Origin of the sequence: Gordonia liuliyuniae (assembly GCF_021738805.1) — a bacterium.
In the GTDB taxonomy this organism is placed as follows: Bacteria; Actinomycetota; Actinomycetes; order Mycobacteriales; family Mycobacteriaceae; genus Gordonia; species Gordonia liuliyuniae.
In genome coordinates, this window is the sequence record NZ_JAKKOR010000011.1 from 146327 (window position 1) to 160985 (window position 14659).

Here is a 14659-nt window from a genome sequence, read left to right on the forward strand (position 1 = left end):
AGGGCTGCTTAGCTTTCTGAGGAAGGGCAATAGATTGCTCGACGTAAACTTTTTCGATGAACTGAAGATCGGTCTTGCGACGGCCGACGATATCCACAACTGGTCGTACGGTGAGGTCAAGAAGCCGGAGACCATCAACTACCGCACCCTGAAGCCGGAGAAGGACGGGCTCTTCTGCGAGAAGATCTTCGGTCCGACCCGCGACTGGGAGTGCTACTGCGGCAAGTACAAGCGCGTGCGCTTCAAGGGCATCATCTGTGAGCGCTGCGGCGTCGAGGTGACCAAGGCCAAGGTGCGCCGCGAGCGCATGGGCCACATCGAGCTGGCTGCACCGGTCACGCACATCTGGTACTTCAAGGGTGTGCCGAGCCGTCTGGGCTACCTGCTCGACCTGGCGCCGAAGGATCTCGAGAAGATCATCTACTTCGCCGCCTACGTGATCACGTCGGTCGACGACGAGCTTCGTCACGCGGAGCTCTCGACCCGTGAGGCCGAGATGGGCGTCGAGCGCAAGGCGATCATGGATGATCTCGAAGCCGCGCTTGCCGAGCGACAGACCAAGCTCGAAGCCGACCTGGCCGAGCTCGAGGCGGAGGGCGCGAAGGCCGACGCGAAGCGCAAGGTCCGTGACGGCGGTGAGCGCGAGCTCAAGCGCATGCGCGACCACGCCAACCGCGAGGTCGAGGCTCTCGACGAGATCTGGGACAAGTTCACCAAGCTGGCCCCGGGCGAGCTCATCATCGACGAGCGTCTCTACCGGGAACTGGAGGACCGCTTCGGCGAGTACTTCACCGGTGCGATGGGCGCCGAGGCGATCAAGAAGCTCCTCGAGACCTTCGACATCGACGCGGAAGCCGAATCGCTGCGCGAGACCATTCGCAGCGGCAAGGGCCAGAAGAAGCTGCGTGCGCTCAAGCGACTGAAGGTCGTCGCTGCGTTCCAGCGTTCGGGCAATGAGCCCAAGGGCATGGTCCTCGAAGCCGTCCCGGTGATCCCGCCGGAGCTGCGTCCGATGGTCCAGCTCGACGGTGGCCGATTCGCTACGTCGGACCTGAACGATCTGTACCGCCGCGTCATCAACCGCAACAACCGTCTCAAGCGACTGATCGATCTCGGTGCGCCCGAGATCATCGTCAACAACGAGAAGCGCATGCTTCAGGAGTCGGTTGACGCACTGTTCGACAACGGCCGTCGCGGTCGTCCGGTCACCGGACCGGGCAACCGTCCGCTCAAGTCGCTGTCCGATCTGCTCAAGGGCAAGCAGGGTCGTTTCCGTCAGAACCTGCTCGGCAAGCGCGTCGACTACTCGGGCCGTAGCGTCATCGTCGTCGGTCCGCAGCTCAAGCTGCACCAATGCGGCCTGCCGAAGCTGATGGCTCTTGAGCTGTTCAAGCCGTTCGTGATGAAGCGTCTCGTCGACCTGAACCAGGCGCAGAACATCAAGTCGGCCAAGCGCATGGTGGAGCGTCAGCGCCCCGCCGTGTGGGACGTCCTCGAAGAGGTCATCGCCGAGCACCCCGTGCTGCTGAACCGTGCTCCGACCCTGCACCGTCTCGGTATCCAGGCGTTTGAGCCGCAGCTCGTCGAGGGCAAGGCCATCCAACTGCACCCGCTCGTCTGTGAAGCGTTCAACGCCGACTTCGACGGTGACCAGATGGCCGTGCACCTCCCGCTGTCGGCGGAGGCGCAGGCCGAGGCTCGCATCCTGATGCTCTCGAGCAACAACATCCTCTCGCCTGCATCGGGCCGCCCGCTCGCCATGCCGCGTCTGGACATGGTGACCGGTCTGTACTACCTGACCACTCAGAAGCCGGGTGAGAAGGGCGAGTACACCGGCGCGACCGGCGACGACGTCGAGCGCGGTGTCTTCTCGAGCCCCGCCGAGGCGCAGATGGCCGTTGATCGCGGCTCGCTGAGCATCCAGGCGTCGATCAAGGTGCGTCTGACCGATCAGCGTCCGCCCGCGGACGTTGAGGCCGAGCTGTTCGCCGATGGCTGGCGTAAGGGCATGGCGTGGGAGACCACGACCACCTTGGGCCGTGTGCTGTTCAACGAGCTGCTTCCGCACGACTACCCGTTCATCGACGAGCAGATGCCGAAGAAGCGTCAGGCCGTGATCATCAACGATCTCGCTGAGCGCTACCCGATGATCGTCGTCGCGCAGACCGTCGACAAGATGAAGGACGTCGGCTTCTACTGGGCGACCCGGTCAGGCGTCACCGTCTCGATGTCGGACGTTCTGGTTCCGCCCGCCAAGGCCGAGATCCTGGAGCGTTACGAGGAGCGGGCCGACGGGCTGGAGCGCAAGTACCAGCGCGGTGGTCTGACCACCGAAGAGCGTCGCGACGCACTGGTCGAGATCTGGAAGCAGGCCACCGAGGAAGTCGGTAAGGCTCTCGAGGACTACTACCCGGACGACAACCCGATCACGATGATCCCGAAGTCGGGCGCCACCGGCAACATGACGCAGGTTCGTAACCTGTCGGGCATGAAGGGCCTGGTGACGAACCCGAAGGGTGAGTTCATCCCGCGTCCGATCAAGTCGTCGTTCCGTGAGGGACTGACGGTCGCCGAGTACTTCATCAACACGCACGGTGCTCGTAAGGGTCTGGCCGACACGGCTCTGCGTACCGCCGACTCGGGTTACCTGACCCGTCGTCTGGTGGACGTTTCGCAGGACGTCATCGTCCGCGAAGAGGATTGTGGCACCGAGCGCGGCATCAACGTGCCGCTCGCGGAGCGACAGAGCGACGGCGCACTCATTCGCGACGCTCACGTGGAGACCTCGGCGTACGCTCGTACGCTCGCGGTGGACGCGCTCGACGCCGACGGCAACGTCGTCATCAAGAAGGGCCACGACCTGGGTGATCCCGCGATCGAGGCTCTCCTCGCCGCGGGTGTCACCGAGGTGAAGGTCCGTTCGGTCCTCACCTGTGCGACCGGCACCGGCGTCTGTGCCCACTGCTACGGCCGTTCGATGGCCACCGGCAAGCTCGTCGACATCGGCGAGGCCGTCGGTATCATCGCTGCCCAGTCGATCGGCGAGCCCGGTACCCAGCTGACGATGCGTACGTTCCACCAGGGTGGTGTCGGCGACGACATCACGGGTGGTCTGCCGCGTGTCACCGAGCTGTTCGAAGCACGTGTCCCGAAGGGCAAGGCTCCGATCGCCGAGGTGTCCGGCCGCGTCTCCATCGAGGACGATGATCGCTTCTACAAGATCACGATCGTCCCGGACGACGGCAGCGAAGAGGTCGTGTACGACAAGATCTCGAAGCGTCAGCGCATGCGCGTCTTCAAGCACGAGGACGGCACCGAGCGTCTCCTGACCGACGGTGACCACGTCGAGGTCGGTCAGCAGCTCATGGAGGGTGCTGCCGATCCGCACGAGGTGCTGCGTGTGATGGGTCCGCGCCAGGTGCAGATCCACCTCGTCAACGAGGTCCAGGAGGTGTACCGGAGCCAGGGTGTGTCGATCCACGACAAGCACGTCGAGACCATCGTCCGCCAGATGCTGCGTCGCGTGACGATCATCGACTCCGGTGCGACCGAGTTCCTGCCGGGTTCGTTGACCGAGCGCGCCGAGTTCGAGGCGGCCAACAGGTCGGTCGTCGCCGAGGGCGGGGAGCCGGCTGCCGGCCGTCCGGTCTTGATGGGCATCACCAAGGCGTCGCTCGCCACGGATTCGTGGCTGTCGGCGGCGTCGTTCCAGGAGACCACGCGAGTCCTGACCGATGCGGCCATCAACAGCCGCAGCGACAAGCTCGTCGGCCTCAAGGAGAACGTGATCATCGGTAAGCTGATCCCGGCCGGTACCGGTATCGACCGTTACCGGAACATCCAGGTCCAGCCGACCGAGGAAGCCCGTGCCGCCGCGTACGCGCTGCCCACGTACGACGACACCTACTACAGCCCGGACAGCCCGTTCGGTGCGCCGAGTGGTGCCGCCGTCCCGCTGGACGACTACGGTTTCGGTAGCGACTTCCGCTAGCGCGACAGACAACGAGGAAGGCCCCCACCGCGAGGTGGGGGCCTTCCTCGTCGCTGCTGGTCGTGCCCAGGGCGCGGCTTTGTGCGCAGGGTCAGACCCTGAGCACAAGGGCGCTGCCCTGAGCACAAACGGGCAGCACTGAGTTTCTGCGGAGGCCTTCGCTGAGACTTAGGGGGCCAGTTCGGCGGCCCGTCTGCCGACGGCTTCGGTGGTCTTCGTGAACTTGGCGACGAGCTCCCTGCCCATCAGGGCCTTGACGACCACGGACAACGGTCCGTTTATCTCGAAGTGCGAGTCGTAGCGCGACCGCCCGTCGCCGAGATCGACGACGCTCTGGCGGCGCAGGCTGGTGATCAACCTGAACGGAGCGGGCTTCATCCGGTAGGTGAACCATCGCCCATCCTCGTCCACCTCGTCGATGAACTCGCGTTGACGCATCGGCGGTCGGGGGCCGAGGTCGACCTTCATGTCGATCGGCGCACCCGGAGTCAGCGTCGTCGAGCAGTCCAGCTGGAAGGGATTCCATTCGTGGTAGGCGTCGAAGTCGGTGAGCACGCTCCAGACCACGTCGGCAGGTGCGTCGATCTCGATGCTGTTGTCGGTGACTAGGCTCATCCCGCAACTGTAGAACACGTTGCAGAAATGCGTCTGTCAGGCGCCGATGGCGCGAGCGATCATCGGCCAGGAGTCACGGAGGTCGGCGTAGAACAGGCCCCACGTGTGTACGCCGTCGGGGCGGTGGACGAAGCGGTGTGGGATGTGTAGACCCGCGAGTCGGTTCGCCATGTTCGTCGTGCAGCTCAGGGCGACGCGTTCGATCACGTTGCCGCCGACGAGTCCGCCGCCGTTGCGTAGGAGGCTGCCATCAACCGGCCCCGCTACTCCCGACCCGGCGGACAGATAGATGGTCTTGCCACGGAGCTTGCCTGCGTTGACCACCGGATCGTGGTGCCGCCACTGCGGGCTTCCGGGCGGCCCCCACATGTTGACGACGTTCCCGCCTCCTCGGGCGACGACGGCCGTGTTCGCGAGCAGCCCCAGCGGATCGGTGGCGCCGGGGCAACCGCTGTAGGAGGCGACGGCACGCCATCGTGACGGCGCGTGCGTCACGATGTCCAGGGCCGGGCCCGCCGTCATGGAGACTCCCGACAGGGCGTTCACGCGGCTGGTGCGGTAGGCGGCGTCGATCACCGGCGGGAGTTCCCGGTTGATGTAGGTCTCCCACTTGTTGTGCCCGAGAACCGGGTCGTTCGTGTTCCAGTCGGTCCACATGGAGAACTTCCCGCCGATCGGCAGGACGACGTTGACGCGTTTGTGTGCGAAGAACGCTCGGGCGCCGCCGCTGTGGTACCAGGAGATGCCGTCCTCGGCGCCGCCCGCGCCGGGGAGCATGTAGAAGGACGGCAGTCCGGCAGGCTTGCCGACCGGATGCAGCACGTGGTTGCGGACCACCCGGTGCATCGATGGCGAGTACACCGAGACCAGATCCACTTGCGGGCTGAGCCGTTGCACACCGACGATCCGTGCTGCCGCGGCAGCCGTGGGCAGTCCTGGAGCCGATGCGGCGAGCAACGCGAAGACGACGGCCACGAGAACGGTTCGCCTGGTACGGCGGCGACGTGTCGGCGCGGGCGCGGACGCAGGCATGCGCGTCGTCCTCGCACGCAATTCAGTCACGACCCGAGAGTAGCGGTGGCACCGTCGAGTGCCGATCCGCGTTACTCGTTCGTTGTGGTATCGATGCGTGCTCCTGCCTTCTACAGTGGAGGTCGTGGCCGAGCGCGTCGATCGAGCGCAGCAGCAGCCGCCGACGCGGTTCCGTTGGCTGCTGCACATCGACGTGGACCAGTTCCAGGTGGCGGCGGAGCGATTGCGTCGGCCCGATCTCGTCGGTGTCCGGGTCATCGTCGGCGGAGACGGTGATCCGTCCCGTCCGCGGCAGGTGGTGACGTGCGCGTCGTACGAGGCTCGGGTCGACGGTGCGCGTGCAGGCCTTCCACTTCCCGCCGCCAGACGCAAGAGCCCCGACGCCGTCTTCCTGCCGCTCGACATGGCGTACTACACCGACGTCTCCGAGCGGGTCATGGACGTCGTCCGGGCACAGGGCAGTCTCGTGGAAGTGTGGGGATTCGACGAGGCGTACCTCGGCGTCGAGCCGCGTGACGCGACGCCGATGCTGACCGCGGCGGAGGTCGTCGAGTTCGCCGACCGGCTCCGGGTCGCGGTACTCGACGAGACCGGTCTCGAGTGCTGTCTCGGGGTCTCCGACAACAAGCAGCGAGCGAAGATGGCCGCGGGGTTCGCGAAGGCTGCGGTCCGTCGCCCTGACGCGCCTGCCGCCGACCGGATCTTTGTGCTCGACGACGGGAACTGGCCTCAACTCATGGGGCCGCGATCCTGCCGCGATCTGTGGAGCGTCGGTCCGAGGACTGCGGCTCGGCTCGCCGATCACGGTGTCGACACCGTCGAGCAACTGCAGACGGTACCGCTCGAGGATCTGATTTCGATGTTCGGCCCGAGTCAAGGAAATTGGCTGTACGTCCTGTGTCGGGGAGGAGGCGACGACGCGATCGCGACCGCGCCGTGGATCGCGAAGTCCCACTCGCGGTCACGCACCTATCCGAGAGATCTCACCGATCGGGAAGAAGTCCGTGACGCGGCGGCCGATTTGACCCGTGAGGTGCTCGCGCACGCCGTCGCCGAGCAGCGCCTGCCGTTCCGTGTCGGGCTCACCGTTCGCACGTCGACCTTCTACACGCGGACGAAGATGCGCAGGCTCGCCGAGCCGACTGTCGAGTACGCCGAGATCATCCCCGTCGTCGACAGTCTGGTCGATGCCTTCGAACTCGACAGGCCTGTTCGTCTGCTGGCCGTCCGGTTGGAATTGGAAGACGTGTAGCGCGCGCTGTCAGCGGGGAACCCGCAACGAACTGAGTTCGGCGTCGCCGTCAACATCCAACCCGATCCGGTCCCATTCGGCGCCGATCCGGACGACGGCGTAGGCCGACGTCGGAAATCTCTCGATCGTGCCGGACGGATCGAGCGTCAACGCCGTCTCCGGGATTCCCGGAAAGTGGCCGACCATCAGCAGGGTCCGCGCGTCGGCCGGCGCGTGAATGCGGATCGTCTCCAGCAATTCGTCGGGTGTGCCGCCGTAGATGTCGTCGACATACTGGGTCGGCGCGCCGATCCCGGTCCGCTCCAACGTCAGCCGGGTGCGAGTCGCCGTCGAACAGAGAACGGCGTCGACGCGATACCCGTCGTCCCGGATCCAGTCGCCTGCGAGCGCGGCCTGACGTCGACCGCGCTCGTTGAGCGGCCGCTCGTGATCGGGGACGCCGAGCGGGTAGTCGCTCTTCCCGTGCCGAAGCAGGATCAGCAGGCGGCTCCCTCGGCTCATGCGGCTCCCTGGGCGTCCCGGGCGAGCGAGGAGTCAGCGGACATGGTCCGCAGTACTTGCGCGGTGGCACGCCATGCGGCGGCCTCCTGCACGTAGAAGGCATGTGCATCGACGTCGCACGTGTGAGCAGAGTCGTCGGCCAGCTCGGACAACTCCAGGTGCTCGTCGACGCACCGCGTGATCAGACTCTGCAGACTCTCGCCCCGGCACGCTGCGTTGACGTCGTCGGAGGCCAGGGTCATCAGGCGTTCCAGTTCGCTGCGGTACATGAGTCAACGGTAGATCCGACCCCCGACAATTTCGGGCAGGCGCGCCACCGGTTGTCGGGTGCACAGGCGTCAGTGGAATGAGTGACAATTCACGCGCAGTGCTCGTGATTGCCGGGTGAAGCGTCGCCGGCGGATAGTCTGGTCGGGATGCACACCTGGATTCCCGCGCTGTTGGCGATCGCCGCGGCACTGTTGATCGCCATCGGCACTGTGCTGCGTCAGCGCTCGTCGGCGGCGAGCGGGGCCATCACCGCCGGCTGGTGGATCGGCGCTGCCGTGGCGTTGTCTGGGTTCTCGCTGCAAGCGTCGGCGTTGGGCCTCGGGTCGATCCTTCTCGTGCAACCGCTCGTCGTGCTCGCCGTGTTGTTCGTGCTGCCGATGGAGGCGTGGGCCGACCACCGGCGACCACGCCGCTCCGAGTGGGCGTGGGGCGGTGTCCTCGTCGCCTGCGTCGTTGCCTTCCTACTGATCGCGAGACCGGTATCGACGGACCGCCGCCCAGATGTCGTCGTCATGGGAGGCACGGTCGGCGCAGTGGTCGCCGGGTTGATCGCGCTGGTCGTGGTCGCCGAATGTAAGGACAACCGTCACCACAAGGCGTTGCTGTACGGACTGGCGTCGGGTGCCCTGTTCGGAGTGTCCTCACTGCTGATCAAGGCGGTGGCGATCCGCGTGGTCGACGGTCCGCTGACTGTGTTCGTCCATTACGAGGTCTACCTGCTGGTGCCGGTCGTCGTGCTCGGCGTAGTCGCGCAGCAGCGTTCGTTCGGGTCCGGTGATCTGCAGACGTCGTTTCCGGCCATGAACGTCATGGAGCCGACCGTCGCGATGGTGCTCGGTGTCGCGCTCCTCGGCGAGAGCTTGAAGGTCGGGGTGCCCGCGACGATCGTTCTCGTAGTGGTCCTGGCACTGGCGATCGTCGCTGTCGCAGAACTGGCCAAAGCCGCAGCGATCCGCGGAGACCAGCGTTCGCTGGCGTGCGTGGATCAGTGAACGTACAGAGACCCAGCCTCCCGCGATTACGCAGGCTTCGGCAGAGACTCAGGCACCGGTAGAGACTCAGGCTCCGGCGATGACCGGCTTGAGTCGCTCGGCCCACGCCTGCGCCGCCTTGGCGGGCTTCTCGGCGCTCGATGCGTCGTGGCGGTAGTGCTCCCCGACCTCGATCGCGCCCAGAGCCGTCAGTTTCTCGGCCATGACCTCTCCGCCACGGTTGAACGTGTCGTCGTAGACCGTGTCGCCGAGACCGAACACGGAGAAGCGCAGTCCGGCGAGATCGGGCTTCTCCTCATCCAACTCATCCGCGAACGGAAGTGCGCTCGACGGGAGTTCGCCTTCGCCGTACGTCGAGCAGACCACGACGAGGAAGTCGTCGGTGTTCAGATCTTCGGCGGCGTACTCGGCCATGTCGTAGATCGACGGATCGTGGTCGGCGGCGAGCACGTCGGCGATGGCGTCGGCGACGAGTTCGCTGGTGCCGGTCTCGGTGCCGTAGAGGATGACAGCTGCCATTATCGGGCATCTCCTGGGAAGATTCGGGGTCAACGACGACGATGACGGTATCCTAACCACTTCGTCGCGTCGAACCCCGACCAGGGACTTTAGGTCTATGTCACAGGCCCGTCGGCGGAGTCGGGGTCAGTTGACCTCCCAACGGTCGTTCGTACCGCCCGCGGAGACGGAGTACGTGAGGGGCCTCGTCGCCCCGCCGTCGTTGACCACCGTGCATTGGAACGTCGATCCCGCGGTCAACGCTTTGACGTCCTCACCACAGTTCACGGTGACATTCCCGCCGAGTTGATCCGCGACTGGCTGTGCGAGTTGCTTTGCGACAGTGGGCATGTCGTACAGCAGGTCGTCAGTGGTCAGCTTGAATCCGCCGTCGTCGTCGGTGATCGTGATCTGCGTACGAACTTTCGCGCCGTCGATGTCGGCCACGCACGTGAACGCGGTGCCGGTCGTGATCTCGCTCTCCGGATAGTCGCACTCGTAGGTGGAGACGGTTCGGCCGGTCTTCGCGTAGTCGTCGTCGATCTCCGAGACGGCCCTCTCCTCGAAGGCACTCCGGTCGAAACCGTTGTCGCCGACGCTCACCGAGGCGCTGCACGCGGCGAGGAGGGGGAGTACGGCGAGGGCTGCGATGGCGGCGGCGGGACGCAGATGGCTCATACCCGGCAAGAATATTCTTCACGGAAGTGATTTGTGTCACTATAGTGATTTGTCCGTCGATCGGATGACTGTCGCTGAACTGTGGTGATCGTGGGTCGCCGGTTGTGGCTGAACGGCGCTATTGCCTTCTCCTGGCGCGATAGGATTGCATTCCCGACATTTGAGAAAGGTGCACGAAAGTGGACTGGAGTTCGTTCTGGGGTGTGCTGTGGTACACCATCGTGATTTTTGCTTTCATCGCATATCTGATCGTCTTGTTCATGATCCTGACCGACCTGTTCCGCGACCACAAGCTGGGTGCGGGCTGGAAGGTCCTGTGGATCATCGCGCTGGTGATCTTCCCGTATCTGACGGCGTTCGTGTACATTCTCGCGCGCGGCCCCGGGATGAACGACCGGAACCGCGCGGCAGCCGTCGCCGCTCACCGGGCGCAGGAGGAGTACATCCAGCACGCCGCGGGCCAGGCGTCGCCTGCGCACCAGATCGCGACCGCGAAGTCGCTGCTCGACGCCGGAGTCGTGACGCCGGAGGAGTACGAGACTCTCAAGGCCAAGGCGCTCGCTGCCTGACCGGCCCCGATGGCTGGTAGTGCCCTGCGACAGGCTCGGACGGAGATTGTTCCGTCCGGGCCTGTTTGTCTGTCGTAGACGTGTACACCCGGTCGGTCGAACGATCGTGTGTGCACCGTGGTCGGCGGTTCGGACCGATACTCTGGGATCGGACCGAACACCGCGCTCCGCGAGAAGGGACCTGTCCATGGCGACCCGTATCGACAGCTGGATCTGGGCGATCCGACTGACGAAGACCCGCTCAGCCGCGGGCGCCGCATGCCGGGGCGGCCACGTCCGGCTCAACGGGGCCACCGCCAAACCGTCTGCGACCGTCGCGGTCGGCGACCGAGTAAGTGTGCGCCAGGGTTCGCGCGAACGGGTCGTCGAAGTGACCGGCCTGATCAACAAACGGGTGTCGGCGGCCGTCGCCGCGCAGCACTATGTCGACCACAGCCCTCCACCTCCTCCCCGCGAAGTGATCGCGTCGATTCCGCGGCGCGAAGCCGGAGCGGGCAGGCCGACTAAACGTGAACGGCGTGAACTCGACCGCTTTCGCCGCGGGGCGATGCTCGTTGTGGCCGCGATCGCGGTGCTCGGCCTGGCGGCGTGCGGTAGCGATGGAACGTCCGACGCGATCGACTCGAGTCCCGAACCTAAGACGGGTACCGGTCCCGACTTCGACCGATGCGGCGGTCTCACCACTGACGACGTCGTCTCGATCAGCCGACTCGGCGGCCTCACCCAGGTCATCGACAATCCGTCGGCCTGCGAATGGCGGCGCGGCGCGACCAGCGCGCCGTCCGTGTCGTTCAACTGGTACCGAGGGTCGCCCATCGGGCGCGAGCGGGGAACCGAACAGCTGCAACGCGATGTGACACAGGATTACGAGGTCGACGGACAGTCCGGTTTCATCGCCCGCCATGGGAACATCTGTGAGACCGGCATCGGATGGGACGCCGACTTCATCGAGATCTCGGTGATGTCCGCATCCGCGGACGGTACCGCGTCGATGACTACCGATCAGACGTGTGAAGTGACGAAACGGCTCACCGAGAAGGTCGTGAGAGGAGCGTCCTCGTGAGGGGGAACCGGGCCCGCCGGGTCGTCGCCGCATCGGCGGTCGCCGTCGCCGCGGTCGTCGGTGTCGGCGCGTGCAGCGTGGACGGCACTCCGGTGCGTGAAGGGCGTGACGTCGGCACCGACACCGGCCACGTCGACACCGACAAGTTCGAGAACCTCCTCGCCGAATGCGAGATCCTGCCGTCGAACCAGATCGCCGAAGCCGTCGGCGGCGCTGTCGCCGACCCGAGCTTCTTCGGTGCCAACTGTCGCTGGACCGTGCTGGGGACGAACACCGCCGAGGTGATGTTCAACTGGTTCGAGTGGGGGTCGTACAACCATGAGAAGGACACCGCCAAGCGGCTGGGCTTCACCACCGAGAACGTCGAAGTGCGCAGCCAGGCCGCCTTTACCGCACGGGACCCGAAACGACCGAACGTCTGCGGCGTGACTGCGAAAGCACCGAGCGGCGGCGTCTACACGTGGTGGGTTGAGCCATCCGGCACGCCGGCGGGCGACGCCTGCGACGCGCCCATCAAACTGATGGAACTCATTCTGACGGGTGCGTTCTGAGGGTCGCGCTCTAAAGGGCCGCGTTCGCAAGGGTCGTGACTGAGACGGTCGAGGCCACGGCGAGCGCGCCGTCGTCGTCGGGGACCAAGATCCACATCAGCAGGCGTTCGCCGTCCCGGGAGCGGCGGACGGTGACCGGCGTGGCCGGCGCGATCGGTCGCAGGTACTCGATCACTGCTCGGTGCGGACCGTCGATCAGATCGGGGTGATCGACGAGCTCATCCTCGACGATCTCGAGGTACGCCGCGTTGTTCAGATGCTTGAACGGATCGAAATCAGTGATCCGCAGGACGTGTTCGCGATCGGGGAGATCGATGTCCTCGACACTCGGAGCGGTCCCCGGATTCATCGACTTCCACCGCAGGCGGTGCTCGTCGGTCATCTGCGCGAGCAGGTCGAGGGCACCGTCACTGATCCGCGACGGCATTCCCGAATCGTTGACGTTGATCCAGAACGCCTCGGTCTCGACGAGTCCGTTCGGTCGGGGTTTCGGATTGAACCGGTTGGTCTGCGTCTCGCCGACGATGCGCACGCGCATGTTGGTCCACCGCGTGGAGAGGGCGCCGCACCACCGTTCCATTCGGAGATCGGACGGCCAGGTGAGGGGTTCGATCACATCGATGACGGTGCGGCGGATGATCCAGAACGGGTCGGTGTCGGCGAATGTGACGGCGGCGATGTTGTCGTTCGCGACGTCCTGTAGGTAGCGCGCCACTCCGTCCAATCGAACGCGCATGTCCTGGTCGACGTCACCGGTGCGGACGCGGTACTCGCCTGCGAAGAATCGCGCACCGGACTTCCGTTCGCTCAGCGGCCCGTACTCGCCGGTGCTGGTCACGTCGGGGGCCTCCTAGGGGGCTGCGGGGTGGCGCGTAATCTCGGGTCCACTATCCTCCGGTGTGACGCATTACGCTATTCTCAATAGCAAAACTAGAACACGTTCACCCTGTGGATCGCCGGTTTCGGCATGAAGGAAGACCAGATGGCGCACGTTATCACCCGCCCTTGCTGCAATGACGGCTCTTGCGTCGCAGTGTGTCCGGTGAACTGTATTCATCCGACGCCGGACGAACCGGACTTTCTGACCGCGGAAATGCTGTACATCGATCCCGAGACCTGTATCGACTGCGGTGCGTGTATCGACGAATGCCCGGTTGAGGCGATCGTTCCCGACGACCAGCTCGAAGAGTCGGACGAACCGTATCTGCAGATCAACGCGGACTACTACAAGGACCACGACGCAGACGGCGGCCTGGTGAAGCATCCCAAGCCCCCGCAGTTGCCCGAGGGTGAGGAACTGCGGGTCGCGATCGTCGGGGCCGGTCCGGCCGCCTTCTACGCGGCCGAGGAGCTGGTCAAGAAGCGGCAGGTGCAGGTGCACATGTTCGACCGGCTGCCCACCCCGTACGGACTGGTGCGCGCGGGGGTGGCCCCCGACCACGCCAAGACCAAAGGCGTCGAGTCGACATTCGCGGCCGTCGAGAAGAAGGCGAACTTCACCTACCACCTGAACGTCGAGGTCGGTCCGCATGTGACCTCTGACGAGCTGCGCGAGCGCTTCGGCGCGGTGCTGTACGCGGTCGGCGCGGCGCACGATCGTCGTCTCGGCGTCGTCGGCGAGGAACTGCCCGGGTCGATCGCCGCAACCGACTTCGTCGCCTGGTACAACGGACATCCCGATCACGCGGGCCGGGTGTTCGACCTCTCGTCCGAGCGGGTCGTCATCGTCGGAAACGGCAATGTCGCGCTCGACGTCGCCCGCATCCTGGTGACCGATCCCGACCAGCTCGCCCGCACCGACATCGCCGACCACGCACTCGCAGTCCTGCGCGAATCGGCCGTCCGCGAAGTCGTCGTGCTGGCGCGTCGCGGCGTCGAGCACGGTGCGTTCACCAACAGCGAGTTCCTGTCGCTCGGCGAACTCGACGGTGTCGACATCGTCATGCCCGACGAACTGACCCTGTCCGATGAGGCGGCCGCCGCCGAAGCCGATGGCTCGCTCGACTCGGTCAAGGCCACCAAGATCCGACTCGCCCGTGAGTTCGCGGCGAAGTCGGTCGGCGGCGGGGACCGTCGGATCGTGTTCGAGTTCTTGACCTCGCCGACCGCGATCGTCGGCTCCGGCGGCGTCGAGACGGTGCAGTACGTCCGCAACCGGTACGTTGATGGATCGTCGATCGAGCCGACGGACGACACCGGGGAGATCGCGGCCGGAGTCGTGGTCCGATCAGTCGGTTACCGCGGGAACCCCGTCGACGGCCTGCCGTTCGACGAGCAGCGCGCCGTCGTCCCCAGCGCGGACGCGCGCGTGCTCGACGCTCCGGACGGCGAACCGATACCGGGCCTCTACGTCGCAGGCTGGATCCGGCGCGGGCCCACCGGAGGCATCGGCCGCAACCGGTACTGCGGCGAGGAAGCGGCCAAGGCCGTGCTCGCCGACTTCGCTCACGGAGTGCTTCCGGCCCCGACCGCGAGCACCGACGACCTCGCCGACCTCGTCGCGTCGCGCGGAGCCAACCGCATCGACCTCGCCGGATGGAAGGCGATCGACGCCGCCGAGAAGGGGGCGGGCAAGGCCGCAGGTCGCCGCCGCATCAAGATCGTGTCAGTGACCGACCTGGAGCGGGCTGCGGGGGACAACGCGTGA

The 14659-nt window shown here is 65.7% G+C and carries 14 protein-coding genes; 7 read left to right on the plus strand and 7 right to left on the minus strand.

From position 1 onward, the window contains the following. Positions 1 to 34: 34 nt before the first annotated feature. Complete coding sequence (locus L5G33_RS14750) at positions 35 to 3991, plus strand: DNA-directed RNA polymerase subunit beta' (protein WP_236998947.1); 3957 nt, start codon at positions 35 to 37, stop codon at positions 3989 to 3991. A gap of 168 nt (positions 3992 to 4159) precedes the next feature. Here the strand turns inward: L5G33_RS14750 and L5G33_RS14755 are convergent, their stop codons facing one another. Further along, positions 4160 to 4606: an SRPBCC domain-containing protein gene (locus L5G33_RS14755; protein ID WP_236998948.1), complete on the minus strand. Its 447-nt coding sequence runs from the start codon at positions 4604 to 4606 to the stop codon at positions 4160 to 4162. Positions 4607 to 4642: 36 nt separating this feature from the next. After that, positions 4643 to 5638 (minus strand): alpha/beta hydrolase, encoded by a 996-nt coding sequence (locus L5G33_RS14760; RefSeq protein WP_372476921.1) that lies wholly within the window; start codon positions 5636 to 5638, stop codon positions 4643 to 4645. A gap of 124 nt (positions 5639 to 5762) precedes the next feature. On the opposite strand from L5G33_RS14760, the gene L5G33_RS14765 reads away from it, so the two are divergent. Next, complete coding sequence (locus L5G33_RS14765) at positions 5763 to 6890, plus strand: DNA polymerase IV (RefSeq protein ID WP_236998950.1); 1128 nt, start codon at positions 5763 to 5765, stop codon at positions 6888 to 6890. Positions 6891 to 6899: 9 nt separating this feature from the next. On the opposite strand, the gene L5G33_RS14770 is transcribed toward L5G33_RS14765, so the two are convergent. Together L5G33_RS14770 and L5G33_RS14775 are read right to left on the minus strand one after the other, a co-directional pair. Then, entirely contained in the window at positions 6900 to 7391 is a 492-nt protein-coding gene (locus L5G33_RS14770) for a SixA phosphatase family protein (protein WP_236998951.1), read from the minus strand. After that, positions 7388 to 7660, minus strand: a complete 273-nt coding sequence (locus L5G33_RS14775; RefSeq protein WP_236998952.1) for a hypothetical protein — start codon at positions 7658 to 7660, stop codon at positions 7388 to 7390. The genes L5G33_RS14770 and L5G33_RS14775 overlap by 4 nt, the downstream gene beginning before the upstream one ends. 147 nt (positions 7661 to 7807) lie before the next feature. Here L5G33_RS14775 and L5G33_RS14780 point away from each other — a divergent pair, with 147 nt between their 5' ends. Then, positions 7808 to 8653, plus strand: coding sequence for a DMT family transporter (locus L5G33_RS14780; RefSeq protein ID WP_236998953.1), 846 nt, complete (start codon positions 7808 to 7810; stop codon positions 8651 to 8653). A gap of 66 nt (positions 8654 to 8719) precedes the next feature. Here the strand turns inward: L5G33_RS14780 and L5G33_RS14785 are convergent, their stop codons facing one another. Together L5G33_RS14785 and L5G33_RS14790 are read right to left on the minus strand one after the other, a co-directional pair. Next, positions 8720 to 9172 (minus strand): flavodoxin domain-containing protein, encoded by a 453-nt coding sequence (locus L5G33_RS14785; protein WP_236998954.1) that lies wholly within the window; start codon positions 9170 to 9172, stop codon positions 8720 to 8722. Between the two features lie 126 nt (positions 9173 to 9298). Next, complete coding sequence (locus tag L5G33_RS14790) at positions 9299 to 9829, minus strand: DUF4333 domain-containing protein (protein WP_236998955.1); 531 nt, start codon at positions 9827 to 9829, stop codon at positions 9299 to 9301. Positions 9830 to 10008: 179 nt separating this feature from the next. On the opposite strand from L5G33_RS14790, the gene L5G33_RS14795 reads away from it, so the two are divergent. The 3 genes from L5G33_RS14795 to L5G33_RS14805 all read left to right on the plus strand — a co-directional run bounded on the left by L5G33_RS14795 (position 10009) and on the right by L5G33_RS14805 (position 12012). After that, on the plus strand, positions 10009 to 10398 hold the full coding sequence (locus L5G33_RS14795) for an SHOCT domain-containing protein (protein WP_236998956.1): 390 nt from the start codon (positions 10009 to 10011) through the stop codon (positions 10396 to 10398). Between the two features lie 187 nt (positions 10399 to 10585). After that, the gene (locus L5G33_RS14800) at positions 10586 to 11461 is read left to right on the plus strand and encodes a DUF3558 family protein (protein ID WP_236998957.1); all 876 of its coding nucleotides are present in this window, start codon (positions 10586 to 10588) and stop codon (positions 11459 to 11461) included. Continuing rightward, positions 11458 to 12012, plus strand: a complete 555-nt coding sequence (locus tag L5G33_RS14805; RefSeq protein WP_236998958.1) for a DUF3558 domain-containing protein — start codon at positions 11458 to 11460, stop codon at positions 12010 to 12012. The genes L5G33_RS14800 and L5G33_RS14805 overlap by 4 nt, the downstream gene beginning before the upstream one ends. A 10-nt stretch (positions 12013 to 12022) precedes the next feature. On the opposite strand, the gene L5G33_RS14810 is transcribed toward L5G33_RS14805, so the two are convergent. After that, positions 12023 to 12850 carry an acyl-[acyl-carrier-protein] thioesterase gene (locus tag L5G33_RS14810; RefSeq protein WP_236998959.1) on the minus strand — a complete coding sequence of 276 codons (828 nt, stop codon included), beginning with the start codon at positions 12848 to 12850 and terminating at the stop codon, positions 12023 to 12025. Between the two features lie 144 nt (positions 12851 to 12994). Between L5G33_RS14810 and L5G33_RS14815 the strand changes: the two genes are divergently transcribed. Further along, positions 12995 to 14659, plus strand: coding sequence for an FAD-dependent oxidoreductase (locus L5G33_RS14815; RefSeq protein ID WP_236998960.1), 1665 nt, complete (start codon positions 12995 to 12997; stop codon positions 14657 to 14659).